Raw genomic sequence first — 16,944 nt, forward strand, 5'->3', positions numbered from 1 at the left:
CACGCTGGGCGGGCTTCCCGGAGTCGTCAGTCGATGACCTCGTCGAGGGAGGCCGCGGTCACGGCTCGCAGGAGCCAGGTGTGCAGCAGCTCGGGATCACCGCAGTGGGTGATGCGCTCGCGTGCCTCCGGCGGGACGTCGATGCCGCGCTTGGCGAGGACGTCGAGGACGTCCCTGACCGCCTGTCGCGTCTCACCTTCGGCGCGGCCTTCGGCGCGGCCTTCGGCGCGGCCTTCGGCGCGGCCTTCGGTGCGCGCTTTCTCGGTCGCCTTCTGGAAGAAGTCCGACTGGTAGAAATCAAGGTCCACGACCACCAGTTTGCTCCAGATCTCTGCGGCGGGCAGCTTGCCCAGTCCTCGGAAGATGAGTTCGACGAAGGGGATGCCGACGGTTTCGGGTTCGTCCTTGAGCGCCATCGACATCGCTTTCAGTATGCCCTCGATGTCCGAGCTCGTGCCGTGGACGATCGCGGCCAGCGCGGCCAGGGCGAGGTCTTCACGGACCTGGTCCGGGTCGGTGATCACCGGCATGTTGTGGGGTCCGGCGACGATGGGCCGGACGGTCAGCGAGGGCCACGAGCAGAACCCGATGGGTTCGGGTCGGGCCGCCCACTCGGCCGTCGCGCGGTCCTGGCAGACCACGAGCAGGAGGGGCGGCAGACGGTACTTGCTGCGCAGGTAGGCGAGGTAGTAACCCCAGCTGGCCGATTTCTCCGGGTCCTTCTTCCGCTGTGCCTCGATGGCGAGCAGGAAGGGTCCGTCGTGCCGGGTCTCGATGCGGAGCAGAGTATCGATACGGCGTTCGATGGGTTCTGTCTCCGTCACGTCGTTGGGCAGCACGCTGACCGAGACCGGTGGTGGCAGGGGGACGCCGAGGGCTTGGGAGACGCGGGAGAAGAGTGTCGGGTGGTCCTGGAAGATGCGGTGCATCGTCTCGTGGGACGAGCTGACCATGGAGTTCCTTGCGGGGTTACGGGTGGGTGGGTGTGCGGCAGTCGCGGCAGCGGGTGCGGTTTGGTTCCGTCGGGCGGAAGCCGCGGTCGCAGCCGTCGCAGTTGCGCATGCGGAGCGGTGGGGGGCGGGGTTTCCGCCGGGAGGGGGCGGAACGGGGGTGCGGGTGGGAGTCGGTCCGTGAGGCGGTGGGCCAGGAGGGCGGCCGGGCGGCGGAGGTCTTCCGGGGGGAGGTCCGTGGTCAGGGCGTGGCGTACGGCGGTGGGGGAGACGTCCCGTTCCAGCCAGGCGGCGACGCCCGGGGCGAGGTGGTCGGTGTCCGACTCGGACAGCAGCAGACGGCGGTCGTGGCGGCGGAGGCCGGCGAGGATGTCGACGGCCTGCTGGAGGAGGGCGGGGGCGGGGTACGACGGCGTCGGTACGGCGGGCAGGGCGCGTTTCCTGGTCGGGGCCGTCAGCTCCCGATGGCGTGGCCTCGCCTGCTCTGGGGCAGGGGAGCGCTTCGGCTGGTTGCAGGAGATCGTGCGGGTGATGATCCGGCCGTCGGGGCCTCGGGTGCGTTCGCGGCGGAGGTAGCCGTGGGTCTCCAGTTCGCGCATGGCGGCGGCGATGCGGGTGGTGCCTTCGCGGAGGCGGCGGGCGACGGACTTGATGTCGGCGGGGGTGCCGGCCGGCAGCGACTGGAGGTGGACGGCGACGCCGATGGCCAGGCCGGACAGCTCCGCGTGCTGGGCGAGGTGGTTGCCGATCACCGTGAAGCGGGTGGTGTGGCGGGTTTTCTCGTGCAGTACGCCGGAGCGGGGAGGGCTGGGCGCGATAGGGTTTTGGGTATCCATCGGGAAGGTCTCTTCTTCCTGGGTGGTCAGGCCCTCGCGGTGGGATGCCAGTCCCGGCGGGGGCCGATTCGTTTGCGTTGCGGCTGAGCGTAGGGCAGTTGGGGGAGCCGAAAGCCAGCCCGGCCGGTGATGTTCACCCGGGCGAGTGAGCCGCCGCCGTGGGTGGAAAGGCGGGGCTTGGCGGGGTTCTTTCTCTCCACGGTTCTTTGGGGAAGGCGCCCGAAGCACCGGAGTACGGGAAACCGGGTTCCGGTGGCGGGAACGCGATAACGCTCGGATCCGCTATGCCCCGGCGGTCGGCCAACGCCTCGACCGGTAGCGTCTGCCGACTTGGCGTCAGGTGTTGTGTGCCGAGTCTGGGAAGTCATCCACCGCGCGTGTCCGTGACCTCGACGCGCAGGGCACCGCCGATGAGGCATGCGTCAATCGGAAGCCATGGCGCGGGACCCCTGGGTACGGGTGCTGCTCGACCCGGAGCATGTGGACCGTGCGACCCATGCTTGGCGCGACGGTATGGCGGTCGTGGTGGAGAGCGACCTGGAGCCGCGCGGGAACGGACTGCGGATGCGGACGGTGACCGCGTTCGCGGTACGGCAGGGGTGACGGGTGCGTGCGGTCAGCCGATGTCGGACGCGGGGAAGATGCCCTCACCACCGAACTCGAAGGGCTCACTCAACAACACGCCCTTGTAGACGTCCCCGGGGGAGAAGTCCCGGAAGTTGCGGGTCAGGAACACCTCGGTCCCGGCGAAGCAGGCGCATGCCAGGTGAACCGCGTCGGCACCCTTGATCTTCGGGCGGTCGGCGGTGATGTCGTTGGCGAGCAGACCGACCCTCCGGGTCACCTCGACCAGGGTGATGTATGGCTCCTGGAGCAACGTCCGGATGCGTAGCCGGTGCTCGCTCGCGCTGGTGCCCCGGGCTTCGGCCAGGGTGAGCGTGGAGGTGAAGAGCCGGACGTGTCCGCCGCGCCCCGCCCGCAGCATGCTTTCCGCCTCTCGGGCGCAGTGGGTTCCCTGCGCCCAGTCGACGAAGCAGTTGGCGTCCAGGTACACCGACTCGGGACGGTCAGTTGTCCCCACGAAGGGCCTCCACATACTCCACAGCGTCCTGACCGCCGGTCATGTCGGGCCAGAACCCTCCCCGCAGCTCGTCGTCGGACAGCTGGGGCTGCGTCGGCAGGAGTTCGATGTCCCGTGCGCGCATCCAGACGCTCTGCCCCTGCGCGTTCTCGGTGATCTCACCGGTGATCTCCACACGGTCGCGCCGCCAGGCTCGACGTAGTTCGGGATCGAGGTCGTCACCGAAGTACACCGGGATCACCTCGCCTCCGACCTCGGTACGCAGCAAGGCCCGGGGCCGAAGTTGTCGGCCGTCTTCCTGCAGCCCGCTCAGACGCCCCCTGCGGGAGCCGAACGTGCGATGACGCGCCTTCGTGGCCGAGTCCAGATGCAGTGCGGTCCGCTGGGTGATCTCCGCGGTACGCAGGGGCTCCCCGTCCCCCCGGACCTCCAGCACCATGCCGACGTCGGGCGACGCTCCGAGAGACCGGGCGATCCGGCGCCCGAGGTGCGCGGCCCGCAGTGTCCAGCCGGTGGGGATGCGGGCGGTGGACTCCGCCTCGTGCAGCCCGCCCACCGCGCTGCGGGCCACTCGCTCGACCACCTCGTAAGTCGAGTGTTCGGCGATCCGCAGTGGTTCCAGGACACAGGCGACGCTTCCGAGACGCAGTTCGTTGAACGTCCAGCGCGTGCCGCTCCGGCCTGGTCGGGCTGTCTCGGTGGCCTCCAGCTCACGTAGAAGGGTCAGCATGGTGGTCAGGGCCTGGAGCGAATCCTGCGCGTCCATGCCGGCGTGCGGGCCGAGCAGTTTCAAAGCGAGCTCGATCCTCATACTGTCCCTCCCTCCGGAGTCACGGTTTCCGGCGTCACAGTATGCGAAGCCCGCCACCATGCTGGGGGCATTCCCGGTAGTTGTCACCCTCAGAGGAGCGTCTATCGGCTCAAACGCGTACTGCTTCCATGGCCTCGTCGAGGACCGCGCTCAGCTCGCGGAGCGCCTCCTTGGCGACGGTCGCGTCCTCGTGCTCCAGGTTGCTGGTAGCACGGCTGCGGCGGACGGCGAGGTCGGGACGACGGGCGATTTCAATGTCCCGGGCCCAGGACAGGACCCAGCTCCGCACCGGGCTGAGGGACTGCCACTCCACGACCTTGGCGAACGCCTCGTCCTTCGTGCGCTGCATTTCCGACAGCCGGCCGGGGGCCACGACGGCGAGGGCCGCGCGCAGGGCGTCAGGGGTCTGCTCAGGGCGGGGAACCAGCTCGTGTCCGTGGTCGGCCCGCATGCTCATCGCGTCCTCCCGGGAGCGCGGGTCATGACGGACGGCAGTCGCGGCAGCGGGTGCGGTTTGGTTCCGTCGGGCGGAAGCCGCGGTCGCAGCCGTCGCAGTTGCGCATGCGGAGCGGTGGGGGGCGGGGTTTCCGCCGGGAGGGGGCGGAACGGGGGTGCGGGTGGGAGTCGGTCCGTGAGGCGGTGGGCCAGGAGGGCGGCCGGGCGGCGGAGGTCTTCCGGGGGGAGGTCCGTGGTCAGGGCGTGGTGTACGGCGGTGGGGGAGACGTCCCGTTCCAGCCAGGCGGCGACGCCGATGGCCAGGCCGGAGAGTTCGCTGTGCTGGGCGAGGTGGTTGCCGATCACCGTGAAGCGGGTGGTGTGGCGGACGTTGTCGTGGATCACCCCGGACGGGGGGTGGCCGTCGGCAACATCGGACGGGGCGCAGGGGGGCGCGCTAAGGTTCTGGGTATCCATCGGGAAGGTCTCTTCTTCCTGGGTGGTCAGGCCCTCGCGGTGGGATGGCAGTCCCGGCGGGGGCCGATTCGTTTGCGTTGCGGCTGAGCGTAGGGCAGTTGGGGGAGTCGAAAGCCAGCCCGGCCGGTGATGTTCACCCGGGCGAGTGAGTCGCCGCCGTGGGTGGAAAGGCGGGACTTGGTGGGGTTCTTTACCCTCAGATTTCCTTGGAGTAGGGGCCCGGAGCACCGGAGCGCGGGAAACCGGGTTCCGGTGAACCGACGTTCAGTTCCGCCCACACCGTCTTGCGTGGGAAGCGGCCCTCCGCTACGCCCCAGCGGTCGGCCAACGCCTCCACCAAGAGCAGGCCACGGCCGTTTTCGGCGTCGTCGTCGGGTGCCTGAAGGGCGGGCAGCCGCTCGCTTCGGGTGTCGGTGACCTCGATGCGGAGGGTGCCGCCGACGACGCGGAGGGCGAGGTGGAAGTCCCGGCCCGGGACGCGGCCGTGGGTGGCGGCGTTGGCGGACAGCTCGGCCACGAGGTGACGGGCCGGGTCCAGGGGCAGGCCCCAGGAACGGAGTTGCTCGGTGGCGAGCAGACGGGCGAGACGGGCGCCGCGTGGCGTGGAGGAGAGCAGTACGCGGAAGTTGCGGGTGGGGGTCGTGAGTTCGGGGGTTTTCTGGTTCACGTCACTCAGCGTGGCGTCCCCTGCTTACCGTGGGCAGTGACTCAGCGGTTATGTGTCGTGACTGTCCGGCGTTTGTCCTGGGTGTCCGGGACTGTCAGGGCCGGGCGGGCGGGTAGGGCGCTGGGCGACGCTGCGGTACGGGCACGACGGGAGGGCGCGGAATGGCGGTCGAGGCGGAGACGGGCCGGCTCAAGGACGAGGGGGACGAGCCGGGCTGGGAGGTCGATCCGGACGACGAGTGGGGAGTCGCGGTCATCGCGACGGTGGGGCGGCAACTGAAGCTGCGGCGCGAGGCGGCGGGGATGCGGGCCGCGGAGTTCGGGGCGGCGATCGGGTACGGGGAGGACCTCGTCTACAAGGTCGAGGGCGGGAAGCGGATTCCGAAGAAGACGTACCTGGACCGGTCGGACGCGGTGCTGGATGCGGGTGGGCTCATCTCGGCTACCTGGGAGGACGTGAAGAGGGTCCGGTATCCGAAGAAGGTCCGGGAGATGGGGAAGGCGGAGGGGAAGGCGGTCGAGATCGGGCTGTACGAGTGCAACATCATTCCGGGGTTGTTGCAGACGCCGGAGCATGCCAGGACCCTGATCGAGGCCGCGCAGCCGCCGTACTCGCCGGATGACGTGGAACGGATGGTGGCCGCGCGCTTGGCGCGCCAGGAAGTCTTCGACCGAGACCCGGCTCCTTCGATGCACTTCGTGCAGGAGGAGGCGCCGCTGCGTCGGCAGATCGGGGGCACAATGGCGTGGCGTCGGCAACTCGAACGCCTGCTGGAGGCAGGGCGGTTGAACAACGTCACGCTTCAGGTCATGCCGACGAACTCCGATGCCCATCCTGGTCTGGACGGCAGGATCGAGTTGCTGAAGTTCCCGGACGGGACGGCAGTGGGGCGGTCCGACGGCCTCTTCAACGGGCGGCCCGTTTCGGACCCGAAGCATCTCCGCATCCTGGAGCTGCAGTATGGAACCATCCGGGCGCAGGCTCTCTCACCGCGGGAGTCGCTGGCCTTCATCAAGGACCTGCTAGGAGACACATGATGCGCAACGAATCCGCCGGGGACGCCTCCGAGCTGGCATGGTTCAAGAGCAGTTACAGCGGCGGCACGAATGGCGAGTCCTGTGTCGAGATCGCGATAGCTCCCGACACCGTTCACGTCCGTGACTCGAAGAGCAGTGAAGGGCCGCGTCTCGCGCTCACGTCGGGCGTGTGGGCGGACTTCCTGACCTACGTCCGTTAGCGCGGCAGCACCCAACCCGGCGTCCACACCCCCTCCGCCTCGCCGCCGGTCGCGAGGTGCCCCCGCAGCACCCCCAGCCCCGGGTGGGCATTGTCCCGGTGCCACAGCAGTGAGTGCGGATACACGGGCGTCGGGTCGGTCACCGGGACGAGGCGCAAGTCGTGGGACGTCGGCCAGATCAGGCGGGTGCGGGCGCCCATGAACGTGGCCAGGGACGGGGTGTCGGCGATGGTGTCGAGCAGTGCGTCGCTGCCGAAGTTGGGGCCGGTCGCCTCGATGGTCAGGCCGAACTCGGCGACCAGGTCGGCGTAGTACGCCGCCCACTCCGTGCCCGGGACGACGCCCGGCATCCAGATCCGGTGGCCGGCGAGGTCGGCGAGGCGCACCGAGCGGGCGTCGGCCAGGGCGTGGCCGGGGCCGGTGAGGAGGTGGAGCGGCTCGTCGAGCACCCGGGCGTACGCGATGTCGTCGGGCAACGGCCGCCCCGGCGCCGCCACCGCGCGGAACGTCGCGTCGAGCGCGCCGGAGCGGATCGCGCCGACGGCCGTGTCGATGCCGAAGACCGTCAGCACGTCCAGGTCGATCTCGGGGTGCGCCTCGTGGAAGCCGCGCATCAGGCGGGACTGCGCGCTGCGTGAGGCGAGGACGTCGACGCGCAGCGGGCGGCGGCCGGCGCGGACGGACGCCTCCGCGCGCTCGGCCACGCGCAGCAGCTCGCGGGCGTGGGGGAGGAAGGCCCGTCCGTCGATGGTCAGGTCGGCGCCGCGCGGCGTGCGGGTGAACAACCGGACGTCGAGGCTCCGCTCCAGCGCGGCGACGCGTTTGGAGACCGCCTGCTGGGTGAGGCCCAGCTCGGCGGCGGCCTCCTGGAACTGTCCCGCGTCGGCGACGGCGACGAAGGTCCGGACGGTGGCGAGGTCCATGCCGGACACCATAGGGCTACAACGGGGAGTTGTGGACCAGGGGCGCTCTGGTTGTTTGATACTGCCGCCTCCCGCTCGTTCTGATGTCCGCATGACATGGCTCTGGGCGGCGTACGGCACCAGTGCGCTCGGGACGTGGCTCGCCTTCGGGGCCTTTCCGCTGATCGCCGTGCGGGTGCTGCACGCCGGACCGGCCGAGGTCGCCGCGCTCTCCGCCGTGGGAACCGCCGTCGGCGCCGTCGTGGCGGTGCCGCTCGGGCCGTGGGTGGAGTTCCGGCGCAAGCGGCCGGTGCTGATCGGGACGGATGTGGCGCGGGGCGCGGCGCTGCTCACCGTGCCCGTCGCGTACGGGCTCGGCGCGCTGACCCTCGTACAACTGCTGGTGGTGTCCGTCGTCGTCGCGGCGGCCGACATTGGGTTCCGGGCCGCCTCCGGGGCGTATCTGAAGGCGGTGCTGGACGGGGAGGAGCTGCTCGTCGCCCACGCGCGGCTGGAGGCCGTGTCCTGGTCGGCCACGATCGTCGGGCCACCGCTGGGGGGCGCGGTGACCGGGGTGCTCGGGCCGGTGGCGACCGTGGTGGCCGACGCGGTCAGCTATCTGCTGTCGGCGCTCGGCATCCGGGCGATGGGCGGGGGCAGGGGCGGGGGTCGGCGGGAGGCCGTGCCCGAGCGGCGGGAGGCGGGCGCCCGGACACGGGCCGGGGAGCTGTTCGACGGGTGGCGGTTCATCGTCGCGGACGCGGCGCTGCGGGCGCTGTTCCTCAACACCGCGCTGTTCAACGGGCTGGTGATGGCCACCGCGCCGCTGTTGGCCGTGCTGATGCTCGGGCCGCTCGGGTTCGCGCCGTGGGAGTACGGGCTCGCCTTCGCCGCGCCCTCGGTCGGCGGGCTGCTCGGGGCGCGGCTCGCCCGGCCGCTCGCCCGGCGGTTCGGGCCGTACCGGGTGCTGGTGGGGGCGGGGGCGCTGCGCGCGGCCTGGCCGGTCGGGCTGGCCTTCGTCGGGCCGGGGGCGGGCGGGCTGCTGGTGGTGGTCGGCGTCGAGTTCGGGCTGATCCTGTGCTGCGGGGTCTTCAACCCCGTCCACGCCACCTACCGCCTCCGGCGGACCCCGGCCGACCGGGTCACCCGCACGCTGACCGCCTGGACGGTCACGACCAGGGGCTCGACCGCGCTGCTCACGGCCCTGTGGGGCGTACTGGGCGACCTGCTCGGGCCGCGTACGGCCGTCGGTCTGGCCGGTGTACTCCTGCTGGCGACCCCGCTGCTGCTGCCCCGCCGTCCGGTGCCGGACGGCGGGGGCGGGGGCGGGGACGGCCGTGAGGTCAGTGCCAGTCGACGGTGACCTCGCGGGTCTCCAGCTCGGCCAGGACGGGGTCGGGCTTGTCCGACAGCGCCTGTACGCGCATCTGGCGCGACCTCTTGACGCGGCGCAACGACTCCACGTCGAGCAGGGGACCGGTGTCCGTGAGGAGGGGCAGATCGATGAAGTCGACTTCGGCGAGGGCGGGCAGCGCGGCCAGGGCGCTGATGTCCGTCAGCTTCTCCATGGTCCCCAGCTCCAGCTTCCGCAGCGAGGTGAGAGGGGTCAGCGGGGACAGGTCCGGCCACGGCAGATGGGACAGGGAGAGCTCGGTGAGGGAGCCGGCTTCGGGCAGCTCCGTCAGGGCCTCGGTCCGCCCGATCTCCAGTTTCCGCAGGCCGGGGCAGTTCTCCAGGCCGCGCAGGGCGGGCAGGTTCGGGGCGCCCAGCAGTCTCAGCTCGGTGAGCGGGGTGCCGGACAGCCCGCTGACGTCGGTGAGTGACCGGCAGCCCGTCAGGTCGACCCGGGTGACCGGGGCGCCGGCCAGCGCGTCCAGGTCCGTGAGCGCCGGGCAGCCCGAGACGCGTACGCGAGTGAGCGAGGGCAGCCGGTCCAGGCGCCCGAGGCCGGTGAGGGAGGGGACGCCGGACAGGTCCAGTTCGCGCAGGGCCGGCAGACCGTCGAAATCGGCCAGGGTGCGCAGCCCGTGGGCCTGGTCGACGGAGCACCGGGTCAGCTCGGGGTGGACGCCGAGGCCGGACATGTCGGTCAGCCCGTGGCAGGTGCCGAGGCTGAGCGTCCGCAGGCCGGTGAGCGCGGCGAACGGGGAGAGGTCGCGCAGCGCACCGGTTCCGGTCAGGTGGAGGCGGCGCAGGCCGGGGAGGAGGGCGAGGCCGGAGAAGTCCTCCAGCGCGGGGCAGTCGAGGAGGACGAGCCGTTCCAGGGAGGGCAGCGGGCCGACGCCCGCGACGGAGACGAGTCCCTCGCCCCCCTCGACGCGCAGGTCCGTCAGGCCGGTCAGCGCGGCGACGCCGGTCAGGTCGCGCAGGGCCGGGCAGCCCTTGACCCTGAGCGTCGTCAGCCGGGGGTGGTGGCCGAGCCCGCGGAAGCTCTGGAAGCGGGGGCAGTCCTCGACGACCAGCTCGGACAGGTCCGGGGCCGCGGCGATGCCGGTCAGGTCGCGCAGGCGCTTGCAGCTCGCCAGGTCGAGGGCGGTGAGGCTGGGGACGCCGGTCAGGCCGGTCAGGTCGCGGACGCCGGTCCAGCCCAGGTCGAGGCGGGTGAGCCGGGTCAGTCCGGACAGCTCGGCGGGGGTCTTGAAGGACCGGCAGCCGCGCAGGTTCAGCCGCTCCAGCAGCGGGAAGGCCGCGCCGAAACCGGCGACCGACGTCACCCGCGTCATGCTCAGGTCCAGGTCGCGCAGGCGGCCGAGGGGCAGCAGGGGCGCCGTGTCGGCGACGGCGCGGCAGCGGTGCAGGTCGAGCCGGGTCAGCTCGGTGAGGGCGCTCAGCGGGGTAAGGTCCTCGACCTTGGCACAGCCGCGCAGGTCGAGGCCGGTCAGGCCGGTGAGGGCGGCGAGCGGGGAGATGTCCTCGACCCCGGAGCAGCCGTACAGCCCCAGGGAGGTCAGGCCGGTGAGCGCGCCGATCTCCGTGAGGTCGGTGACGTCCTTGCTGCTCTCCAGCTCCAGCTCGCGCAGCATGGTCAGGTGGCGCAGCCCGGTCAGCGTGACCATGCGGGTCAGCCGCAGCGCGGTACGGCCCTCCCGGCGGAACGCCGGTGCCAGCACGGCGGCGGCGAAGCCGTCCTCGTCGGCGGCGGACCCCCACCACAGCTGCAGCAGCGAGTCCGAGGACAGCTCGGCGACCGGCGCGAAGCGCGCGGCCAGCTCCAGCGCCGCCCCGTCGTCGGAGATCCGCGTCAACTCCCGTAAGGCGGAGCGGGCCTGGGCGCGGGTGGCCGTCTCCAACCGCCCGCTCCAGTACGCGAGTCGGGAACCGGTGGCATCACGGGGACCGTCGTTCGAAGGCATGCGCGAACCCTAGGCGGCAGGTGTGACACGGCGCACCGGGAACGGCCGGAGCGGCTCCCAGGCGGACGGCCGCTCCGGCTCCCAGGCGGACGGCGGGAGCGGCTCCCAGGCGAAAGGCCGGAGCGGCCCCCCAGGTGAACTCCCCGCCAACTCCGTGCGTTGGCTTGGCGACAGCTGTTCCAAACCCCTACCGCCCGCTGTGAACATTGTTCTTCTCTGGAACGATGAGACATCCGTTGCCCCCGCTCACCGTGACCGTCCCCGCCCAGCGCTCCCCGGCACGCCACGGGACGCGCGAGGCGGGCGGGACGCGCGGGGCGGGCACGCCAGGGGGACGGGGCGCGGGGCGCCGGCTGTACGTGATCGACGGCATCCGGCTCGTCGCCGCCCTGATGGTGGCCCTGCACCACTTCGCCGGCACCGAGCGGACCGACCGGCCGGGCAACGTCATCTGGGGCCGGCCCGTCGGCGACATCATGCCCACCGTGCATCACGTCGCCGCCTACGGCTGGATCGGCGTCGAGATCTTCTTCGTGATCAGCGGTTTCGTGATCTGCATGTCGAGCTGGGGGCGCACGCCCCGCCAGTTCTTCGTCTCCCGGGTGATCCGGCTCTACCCGGCGTACTGGTTCGCGGTGCTGTTCACCACGGCCGTCCTGGTCGCCTTACCGGGCGTGTGGGAGCGCCTCGAGCCGCGCGAGATCCTGCTCAACCTCACCATGCTCCAGTCCGGCTCGGCCGTGCCCAACGTCGACGGCGTCTACTGGACGCTCTGGTCCGAGCTGCGCTTCTACCTGCTGTTCCTGATCGTCGTCGCCATGGGGCTGACGTACCGCAGGGTCGTCGCCTTCTGCTGCGTGTGGGGCGCCGTGGCGATGCTGGCGCCGGTCTCCGACCTGCCGCTGCTGGAGCTGGCCGCCAACCCGGACGGCGCCTGGTTCTTCATCGCCGGACTCGCCCTGTACCTGATGCACCGCTTCGGGCCCGACCTGCTGCTGTGGGGCATCCTCGGCCTGGCCTGGCTGATGGGCCAGCTGGAGCTGGGCAAACGCATCGACGAGATCGAGCACGTCTCCGGCTGGCGCGGCGCGTTCCTGATCTACACCGTCTTCCTGCTGCTCATGGCCGCCATCGCCCTCGGCCACACCGACCGCGTCCAGTGGAAGTGGCTGGTGACGGCGGGTGCGATGACGTATCCGCTGTACCTGACGCACTACGCGGCGGGGACGGCGCTGATCAGCCGGCTGCGGGATACGACGGACCCCCGGCTGCTGGTGGTGGCGCTGATCGCCGGGTTCTGCGTACTGGGCTACCTGGTCCACCTGCTGGTGGAGCGCCCGGTGGCCCGCGCGCTCAAGAAGGGACTGGACCGGTCCTTCACCCGGATGTGGGCGGCCGACGCCCGCCGGGGCTGAGCCGCCGCGGGCGGGCGCCGGCCGGGGCTCAGCCGATGGTCCACTTCTGGTTGGCGGTGCCGCCGCAGGTCCAGATCTGCAGGCGGGTGCCGTCGGCCGAGGAGTTGTCCTTGGCGTCCAGGCACTTGTCGGCGCCGGTGTTGGTCAGGTCCTTGGCCGCGGTGTACGTCCACTGCTGGGCCTTGGTGCCGTTGCAGGTCCACAGCTGCACCACCGCGCCGTCCGCGGTCGAACCGCCGCTCACGTCGAGGCACTTGCCCAACGCCCGGACCGTGCCGTCGCCGGGCAGCGTCCACTGCTGCGCGGCGACGCCGTTGCAGTCGTGGAGCTGGACGGGCGTGCCGTCGGCGCTGGACGCCCCGGCCACGTCGACGCACATGCCGCCGATGCCCCTGATCGCCCCGCCGGTGGCGCCGGAGCCGGAGGCGGAGACCCGGACGTAGTCGACCGTCATCGTCTGCGGGAAGGCGGTGGCGGAGTCGGGGCTGCCGGGCCAGTCGCCGCCGACCGCGAAGTTGAGGATCAGGAAGAACGGGTGGTCGAAGACCCACTTGTTGCCGTTCACCCCGGAGGGCGTCAGCGTCTTGTACGTCTGCCCGTCCACCGACCAGGTGATCGCCTCGGGGCTCCAGTCGACCGCGAAGGTGTGGAAGCCGTCGGCGAACGCCTTGCCGTCGGGCAGCGTGTACGCCGCGCCGATGCCGCCGCTGCCGGAGTAGCCGGGGCCGTGCACGGTGCCGTGGACCGTGCCGGGCTCGTAGCCGACGTTCTCCATGATGTCGATCTCGCCGCTGTTCGGCCAGCCGGCGCTGCCCAGGTCGTCGCCGAGCATCCAGAACGCGGGCCACACGCCCTGGCCGCGCGGCACCTTGACGCGGGCCTCGAAGCGGCCGTACTCCTGCGTGAAGGTCTTGGCGGTGTTCAGCCGGGCCGAGGTGTACTGGCAGGTGCCGTACCAGCACCGGAGGCCGGTGTCGGTGTTCTTGCGGGCCGTGATGACCAGGTTGCCGCCGCCGTCGAGGGCCGCGTTGGACGTGCTGTCCGTGTAGTACTGCAGTTCGTTGTTGCCGTTGCCCGTGCCGCCGGTCTCCAGCGTCCACTTGCCGGGGTCCGGGCGGCTGCCGGCGGCGCCGTCGAACTCGTCGGACCAGGTGACCGCGGCCTGGGCCGCGTCGGCCCGGTCCGCGCCGGGCCCCGACGTGGTCAGGAGCAGGGCGGCGGCGAGCGCGCCGGTCACCAGCAGGACCAGTCCGCCCAGGGACCAGCCGCGGGCGCGATGAGCAGCCATGGTGAGCACACCTCGTTCTGTGGGGGAGAGCGATGCCGTGCCGGGAGACTAGGGGGAACGACCTGGCTTTACCCGAGGTAACAAGGCTGGGCCCGGAGCGCTTAAGCGGGCTTTAGGGAACGGTTAAGGCGCGCGCCGGCGGCGGGTCGGGACGGCCGGTGGTTTGAGCTGGGTCACGTACGGGGTACTGTCGTCGGCTCGATTGGCGTCCTCGGCGCCCCGTATGGCAGACTAGCGGGGTTGCTCGGTCGAGTGCCGATGCTGCGCGCCTCCCGCCGGGAGGACCGGAAGCGAGTCCCACAGTACTCGTCGCCCCACGCATTACATCGAGAGGTGTAGAGGCGGACGTACGGGAATCTTCCGGGAAGCGTATGCGGGGTTCCGGCCAGGTGCCCGGTGGGTTTTCACCCCCGGTCCGCGGTTCCGGAAGGGCCCGCACTCCCCATCGCAGGGATGTTCGAGGTAGGGCATCTGTGTCAGCGAGAGTGCGACACGCCCGACCGCGTGGGTCGGAGGAGTGCCGGATGCCAGAGCGTGAAGAGAGACAGGACTACGGAGTAGCCATGGCGGGACAGAAGATCCGCATCCGGCTCAAGGCCTACGACCACGAGGTCATCGACTCTTCGGCGAAGAAGATCGTCGAGACGGTGACTCGCACTGGTGCGTCGGTCGCGGGCCCGGTGCCGCTGCCCACTGAGAAGAACGTGTACTGCGTCATCAAGTCGCCGCACAAGTACAAGGACTCGCGCGAGCACTTCGAGATGCGCACGCACAAGCGCCTGATCGACATCCTCGACCCGACCCCCAAGACCGTTGACTCTCTGATGCGACTCGACCTCCCGGCCGGTGTCGACATCGAGATCAAGCTCTGAGGCCGGTGATCTGAAGATGACCAAGCAGATCAAGGGCATCCTGGGCGAGAAGCTCGGCATGACGCAGGTGTGGGACGAGAACAACCGTGTTGTTCCGGTCACCGTCGTCAAGGCCGGCCCCAACGTCGTCACCCAGGTCCGCACGAACGACACCGACGGCTACGAGTCGGTCCAGATCGCCTTCGGCGAGATCGACCCGCGCAAGGTGAACAAGCCCCTCAAGGGCCACTTCGCCAAGGCCGACGTCACGCCCCGCCGCCACCTCGTCGAGATCCGCACGGCCGACGCCTCCGAGTACACGCTCGGCCAGGAAGTCACCGCCGAGGTCTTCGAGGCCGGTGTCAAGGTCGACGTGACCGGCAAGAGCAAGGGCAAGGGCTTCGCCGGTGTCATGAAGCGTCACAACTTCAAGGGCCTCGGCGCCGGTCACGGCACCCAGCGCAAGCACCGCTCGCCCGGCTCCATCGGTGGCTGCGCCACCCCGGGCCGCGTGTTCAAGGGCCTCCGTATGGCGGGTCGCATGGGCAACGAGCGGGTCACCACCCAGAACCTGACCGTCCACGCCGTTGACGCGGAGAAGGGTCTGCTGCTCATCAAGGGCGCGGTTCCCGGTCCGAACGGCGGCCTCGTCCTGGTCCGCACCGCGGCCAAGGGGGCCTGAGGTAACCGATGAGCACTGTTGACATCCTTTCGCCGGCGGGCGACAAGGCCGGTACCGTCGAGCTCCCCGCGGAGATCTTCGACGTCGAGAAGGTCAGCGTTCCGCTGATCCACCAGGTCGTCGTCGCGCAGCTGGCCGCCGCCCGCCAGGGCACCCACAAGACCAAGACGCGTGGCGAGGTCCGCGGCGGCGGCAAGAAGCCGTACCGCCAGAAGGGCACCGGCCGAGCCCGTCAGGGTTCGACCCGCGCGCCGCAGTTCGCCGGTGGTGGCGTCGTGCACGGTCCCGTGCCGCGCGACTACTCGCAGCGCACCCCGAAGAAGATGAAGGCTGCCGCCCTGCGCCACGCCCTCACCGACCGGGCGCGTCACAACCGCATCCACGTCGTCTCCGGCGTGGTCGAGGGCGAGATCTCCACCAAGGCCGCCAAGACGCTGTTCGGCAAGATCAGCGAGCGCAAGAACCTGCTGCTCGTCGCCGAGCGCTCGGACGAGGCCGCGTGGCTCTCCGCCCGCAACCTGCCCCAGATCCACATCCTGGAGCCGGGCCAGCTGAACACGTACGACGTTCTCGTCTCGGACGACGTGGTCTTCACCCAGGCCGCGTTCGAGTCCTTCGTGTCCGGCCCGAAGGCCAATGACACCGAAGGGAGTGACGCCTGATGGCTACGCGTCACCCGAGCATCGCCTCGAAGGCGGCCAAGGCCGCCAAGGCCGCGCGCGTCGCCAAGGCGCGTCGCCACGAGGCCGAGGGCAAGAACACCGTCGTCACCCCGGCGAGCAAGGCGTTCACGGACCCCCGTGACGTCCTGCTGAAGCCGGTCGTGTCGGAGAAGAGCTACGCGCTGCTCGACGAGGGCAAGTACACCTTCATCGTCGCGCCGGGCGCCAACAAGACCCAGATCAAGCAGGCCGTGCAGGCGGTCTTCTCGGTCAAGGTCACCGGGGTCAACACGATCAACCGCCAGGGCAAGCGCAAGCGCACCCGCACCGGTTTCGGCCAGCGCGCCGCGACCAAGCGCGCCATCGTGACCCTCGCCGAGGGCGACCGTATCGACATCTTCGGCGGTCCGACCTCCTAACAGGGGGTCCGGATCGTCCGATATCGGACGAGGACTGAGAAATGGGAATCCGCAAGTACAAGCCGACGACTCCTGGCCGTCGTGGCGCCAGCGTCGCCGACTTCGTCGAGGTCACGCGGTCCACGCCGGAGAAGTCGCTGGTTCGCCCGCTGCACAGCAAGGGCGGCCGTAACAACGCCGGTCGTGTGACCGTTCGCCACCAGGGTGGCGGACACAAGCGCGCCTACCGCGTGATCGACTTCCGTCGGCACGACAAGGACGGCGTGCCGGCGAAGGTCGCGCACATCGAGTACGACCCCAACCGCACCGCGCGCATCGCGCTGCTGCACTACGCCGACGGCGAGAAGCGCTACATCCTCGCCCCGCGCAACCTGCAGCAGGGCGACACCGTGGAGAACGGCCCCGGGGCCGACATCAAGCCGGGCAACAACCTGGCCCTGCGCAACATCCCGGTCGGTACCACGATCCACGCGATCGAGCTCCGCCCCGGCGGCGGCGCGAAGTTCGCCCGCTCCGCCGGCGCCTCCGTGCAGCTGCTCGCCAAGGAGGGCGCCTACGCCCACCTGCGCATGCCGTCCGGTGAGATCCGCCTGGTCGACGTCCGCTGCCGCGCCACCGTCGGCGAGGTCGGCAACGCCGAGCAGTCGAACATCAACTGGGGCAAGGCCGGCCGCAAGCGGTGGCTGGGCGTCCGCCCGACCGTCCGCGGTGTGGTCATGAACCCGGTGGACCACCCGCACGGTGGTGGTGAGGGCCGGACCTCCGGTGGCCGCCACCCCGTGTCCCCGTGGGGCAAGAAGGAAGGCCGTACTCGTTCGCCCAAGAAGGCGTCGAACAAGTACATCGTCCGCCGCCGCAAGACGAACAAGAAGCGCTAA

The 16,944-nt window shown here is 70.8% G+C and carries 18 protein-coding genes and 2 pseudogenes; 10 read left to right on the top strand and 10 right to left on the bottom strand.

Annotated elements, in window-relative coordinates:
* Window positions 1-26: 26 nt before the first annotated feature.
* Window positions 27-953, bottom strand: a complete 927-nt coding sequence (locus tag ACY1JF_RS00985) for a hypothetical protein (RefSeq protein ID WP_462703019.1) — start codon at window positions 951-953, stop codon at window positions 27-29.
* Window positions 954-969: 16 nt separating this feature from the next.
* A pseudogene (locus ACY1JF_RS00990) lies at window positions 970-1,786 on the bottom strand (helix-turn-helix domain-containing protein).
* 417 nt (window positions 1,787-2,203) lie between these two features.
* Between ACY1JF_RS00990 and ACY1JF_RS00995 the strand changes: the two are divergent.
* The gene (locus ACY1JF_RS00995) at window positions 2,204-2,389 is read left to right on the top strand and encodes a hypothetical protein (protein ID WP_462703020.1); all 186 of its coding nucleotides are present in this window, start codon (window positions 2,204-2,206) and stop codon (window positions 2,387-2,389) included.
* Between the two features lie 13 nt (window positions 2,390-2,402).
* Here ACY1JF_RS00995 and ACY1JF_RS01000 read toward each other — a convergent pair whose 3' ends face one another.
* The 5 genes and pseudogenes from ACY1JF_RS01000 to ACY1JF_RS01020 form a co-directional block, all read right to left on the bottom strand.
* Entirely contained in the window at window positions 2,403-2,867 is a 465-nt protein-coding gene (locus ACY1JF_RS01000) for a type II toxin-antitoxin system VapC family toxin (protein ID WP_462703021.1), read from the bottom strand.
* A complete protein-coding gene (locus ACY1JF_RS01005; RefSeq protein WP_462703022.1) occupies window positions 2,854-3,678 on the bottom strand; it encodes a hypothetical protein in 825 nt (274 codons plus the stop codon). The genes ACY1JF_RS01000 and ACY1JF_RS01005 overlap by 14 nt, the downstream gene beginning before the upstream one ends.
* A gap of 109 nt (window positions 3,679-3,787) precedes the next feature.
* Window positions 3,788-4,135: a hypothetical protein gene (locus tag ACY1JF_RS01010; RefSeq protein ID WP_462703023.1), complete on the bottom strand. Its 348-nt coding sequence runs from the start codon at window positions 4,133-4,135 to the stop codon at window positions 3,788-3,790.
* 22 nt (window positions 4,136-4,157) lie between these two features.
* A pseudogene (locus ACY1JF_RS01015) lies at window positions 4,158-4,437 on the bottom strand (helix-turn-helix domain-containing protein); the annotation flags it as partial.
* A gap of 349 nt (window positions 4,438-4,786) precedes the next feature.
* Window positions 4,787-5,257, bottom strand: a complete 471-nt coding sequence (locus ACY1JF_RS01020) for an ATP-binding protein (RefSeq protein ID WP_462703024.1) — start codon at window positions 5,255-5,257, stop codon at window positions 4,787-4,789.
* A 161-nt stretch (window positions 5,258-5,418) separates the two neighbouring features.
* Here ACY1JF_RS01020 and ACY1JF_RS01025 point away from each other — a divergent pair, with 161 nt between their 5' ends.
* Window positions 5,419-6,294: a helix-turn-helix domain-containing protein gene (locus ACY1JF_RS01025; protein WP_462703025.1), complete on the top strand. Its 876-nt coding sequence runs from the start codon at window positions 5,419-5,421 to the stop codon at window positions 6,292-6,294.
* Window positions 6,291-6,494: a DUF397 domain-containing protein gene (locus tag ACY1JF_RS01030; RefSeq protein ID WP_462703026.1), complete on the top strand. Its 204-nt coding sequence runs from the start codon at window positions 6,291-6,293 to the stop codon at window positions 6,492-6,494. Before ACY1JF_RS01025 ends, ACY1JF_RS01030 begins: the two co-directional genes overlap by 4 nt.
* Here the strand turns inward: ACY1JF_RS01030 and ACY1JF_RS01035 are convergent.
* On the bottom strand, window positions 6,491-7,417 hold the full coding sequence (locus ACY1JF_RS01035) for a LysR family transcriptional regulator (protein ID WP_462703027.1): 927 nt from the start codon (window positions 7,415-7,417) through the stop codon (window positions 6,491-6,493). The two genes, ACY1JF_RS01030 and ACY1JF_RS01035, sit on opposite strands and share 4 nt — an antisense overlap.
* A 91-nt stretch (window positions 7,418-7,508) precedes the next feature.
* Here ACY1JF_RS01035 and ACY1JF_RS01040 point away from each other — a divergent pair, with 91 nt between their 5' ends.
* A complete protein-coding gene (locus ACY1JF_RS01040; RefSeq protein WP_462703028.1) occupies window positions 7,509-8,759 on the top strand; it encodes an MFS transporter in 1,251 nt (416 codons plus the stop codon).
* Here ACY1JF_RS01040 and ACY1JF_RS01045 read toward each other — a convergent pair.
* Window positions 8,740-10,749 (bottom strand): leucine-rich repeat domain-containing protein, encoded by a 2,010-nt coding sequence (locus ACY1JF_RS01045; protein WP_462703029.1) that lies wholly within the window; start codon window positions 10,747-10,749, stop codon window positions 8,740-8,742. The two genes, ACY1JF_RS01040 and ACY1JF_RS01045, sit on opposite strands and share 20 nt — an antisense overlap.
* 224 nt (window positions 10,750-10,973) lie before the next feature.
* On the opposite strand from ACY1JF_RS01045, the gene ACY1JF_RS01050 reads away from it, so the two are divergent.
* Complete coding sequence (locus ACY1JF_RS01050; RefSeq protein ID WP_462703030.1) at window positions 10,974-12,164, top strand: acyltransferase family protein; 1,191 nt, start codon at window positions 10,974-10,976, stop codon at window positions 12,162-12,164.
* 28 nt (window positions 12,165-12,192) lie between these two features.
* On the opposite strand, the gene ACY1JF_RS01055 is transcribed toward ACY1JF_RS01050, so the two are convergent.
* A complete protein-coding gene (locus ACY1JF_RS01055; RefSeq protein ID WP_462703031.1) occupies window positions 12,193-13,452 on the bottom strand; it encodes a family 16 glycosylhydrolase in 1,260 nt (419 codons plus the stop codon).
* A 563-nt stretch (window positions 13,453-14,015) separates the two neighbouring features.
* On the opposite strand from ACY1JF_RS01055, the gene rpsJ reads away from it, so the two are divergent.
* From rpsJ to rplB, 5 genes are read left to right on the top strand one after another with little or no spacing between them, the layout of a single operon-like run.
* Window positions 14,016-14,324, top strand: coding sequence for a 30S ribosomal protein S10 (rpsJ, locus tag ACY1JF_RS01060; RefSeq protein ID WP_003948644.1), 309 nt, complete (start codon window positions 14,016-14,018; stop codon window positions 14,322-14,324).
* 16 nt (window positions 14,325-14,340) lie between these two features.
* A complete protein-coding gene (gene rplC, locus ACY1JF_RS01065) occupies window positions 14,341-14,985 on the top strand; it encodes a 50S ribosomal protein L3 (RefSeq protein WP_462703032.1) in 645 nt (214 codons plus the stop codon).
* 8 nt (window positions 14,986-14,993) lie between these two features.
* The gene (gene rplD / locus ACY1JF_RS01070) at window positions 14,994-15,647 is read left to right on the top strand and encodes a 50S ribosomal protein L4 (RefSeq protein ID WP_462703033.1); all 654 of its coding nucleotides are present in this window, start codon (window positions 14,994-14,996) and stop codon (window positions 15,645-15,647) included.
* A complete protein-coding gene (gene rplW / locus ACY1JF_RS01075) occupies window positions 15,647-16,066 on the top strand; it encodes a 50S ribosomal protein L23 (RefSeq protein WP_215167408.1) in 420 nt (139 codons plus the stop codon). Before rplD ends, rplW begins: the two co-directional genes overlap by 1 nt.
* Before the next feature lie 41 nt (window positions 16,067-16,107).
* A complete protein-coding gene (rplB, locus tag ACY1JF_RS01080) occupies window positions 16,108-16,944 on the top strand; it encodes a 50S ribosomal protein L2 (RefSeq protein WP_030601203.1) in 837 nt (278 codons plus the stop codon).

It is taken from the genome of Streptomyces sp. SYSU D01066-1 (assembly GCF_054956795.1).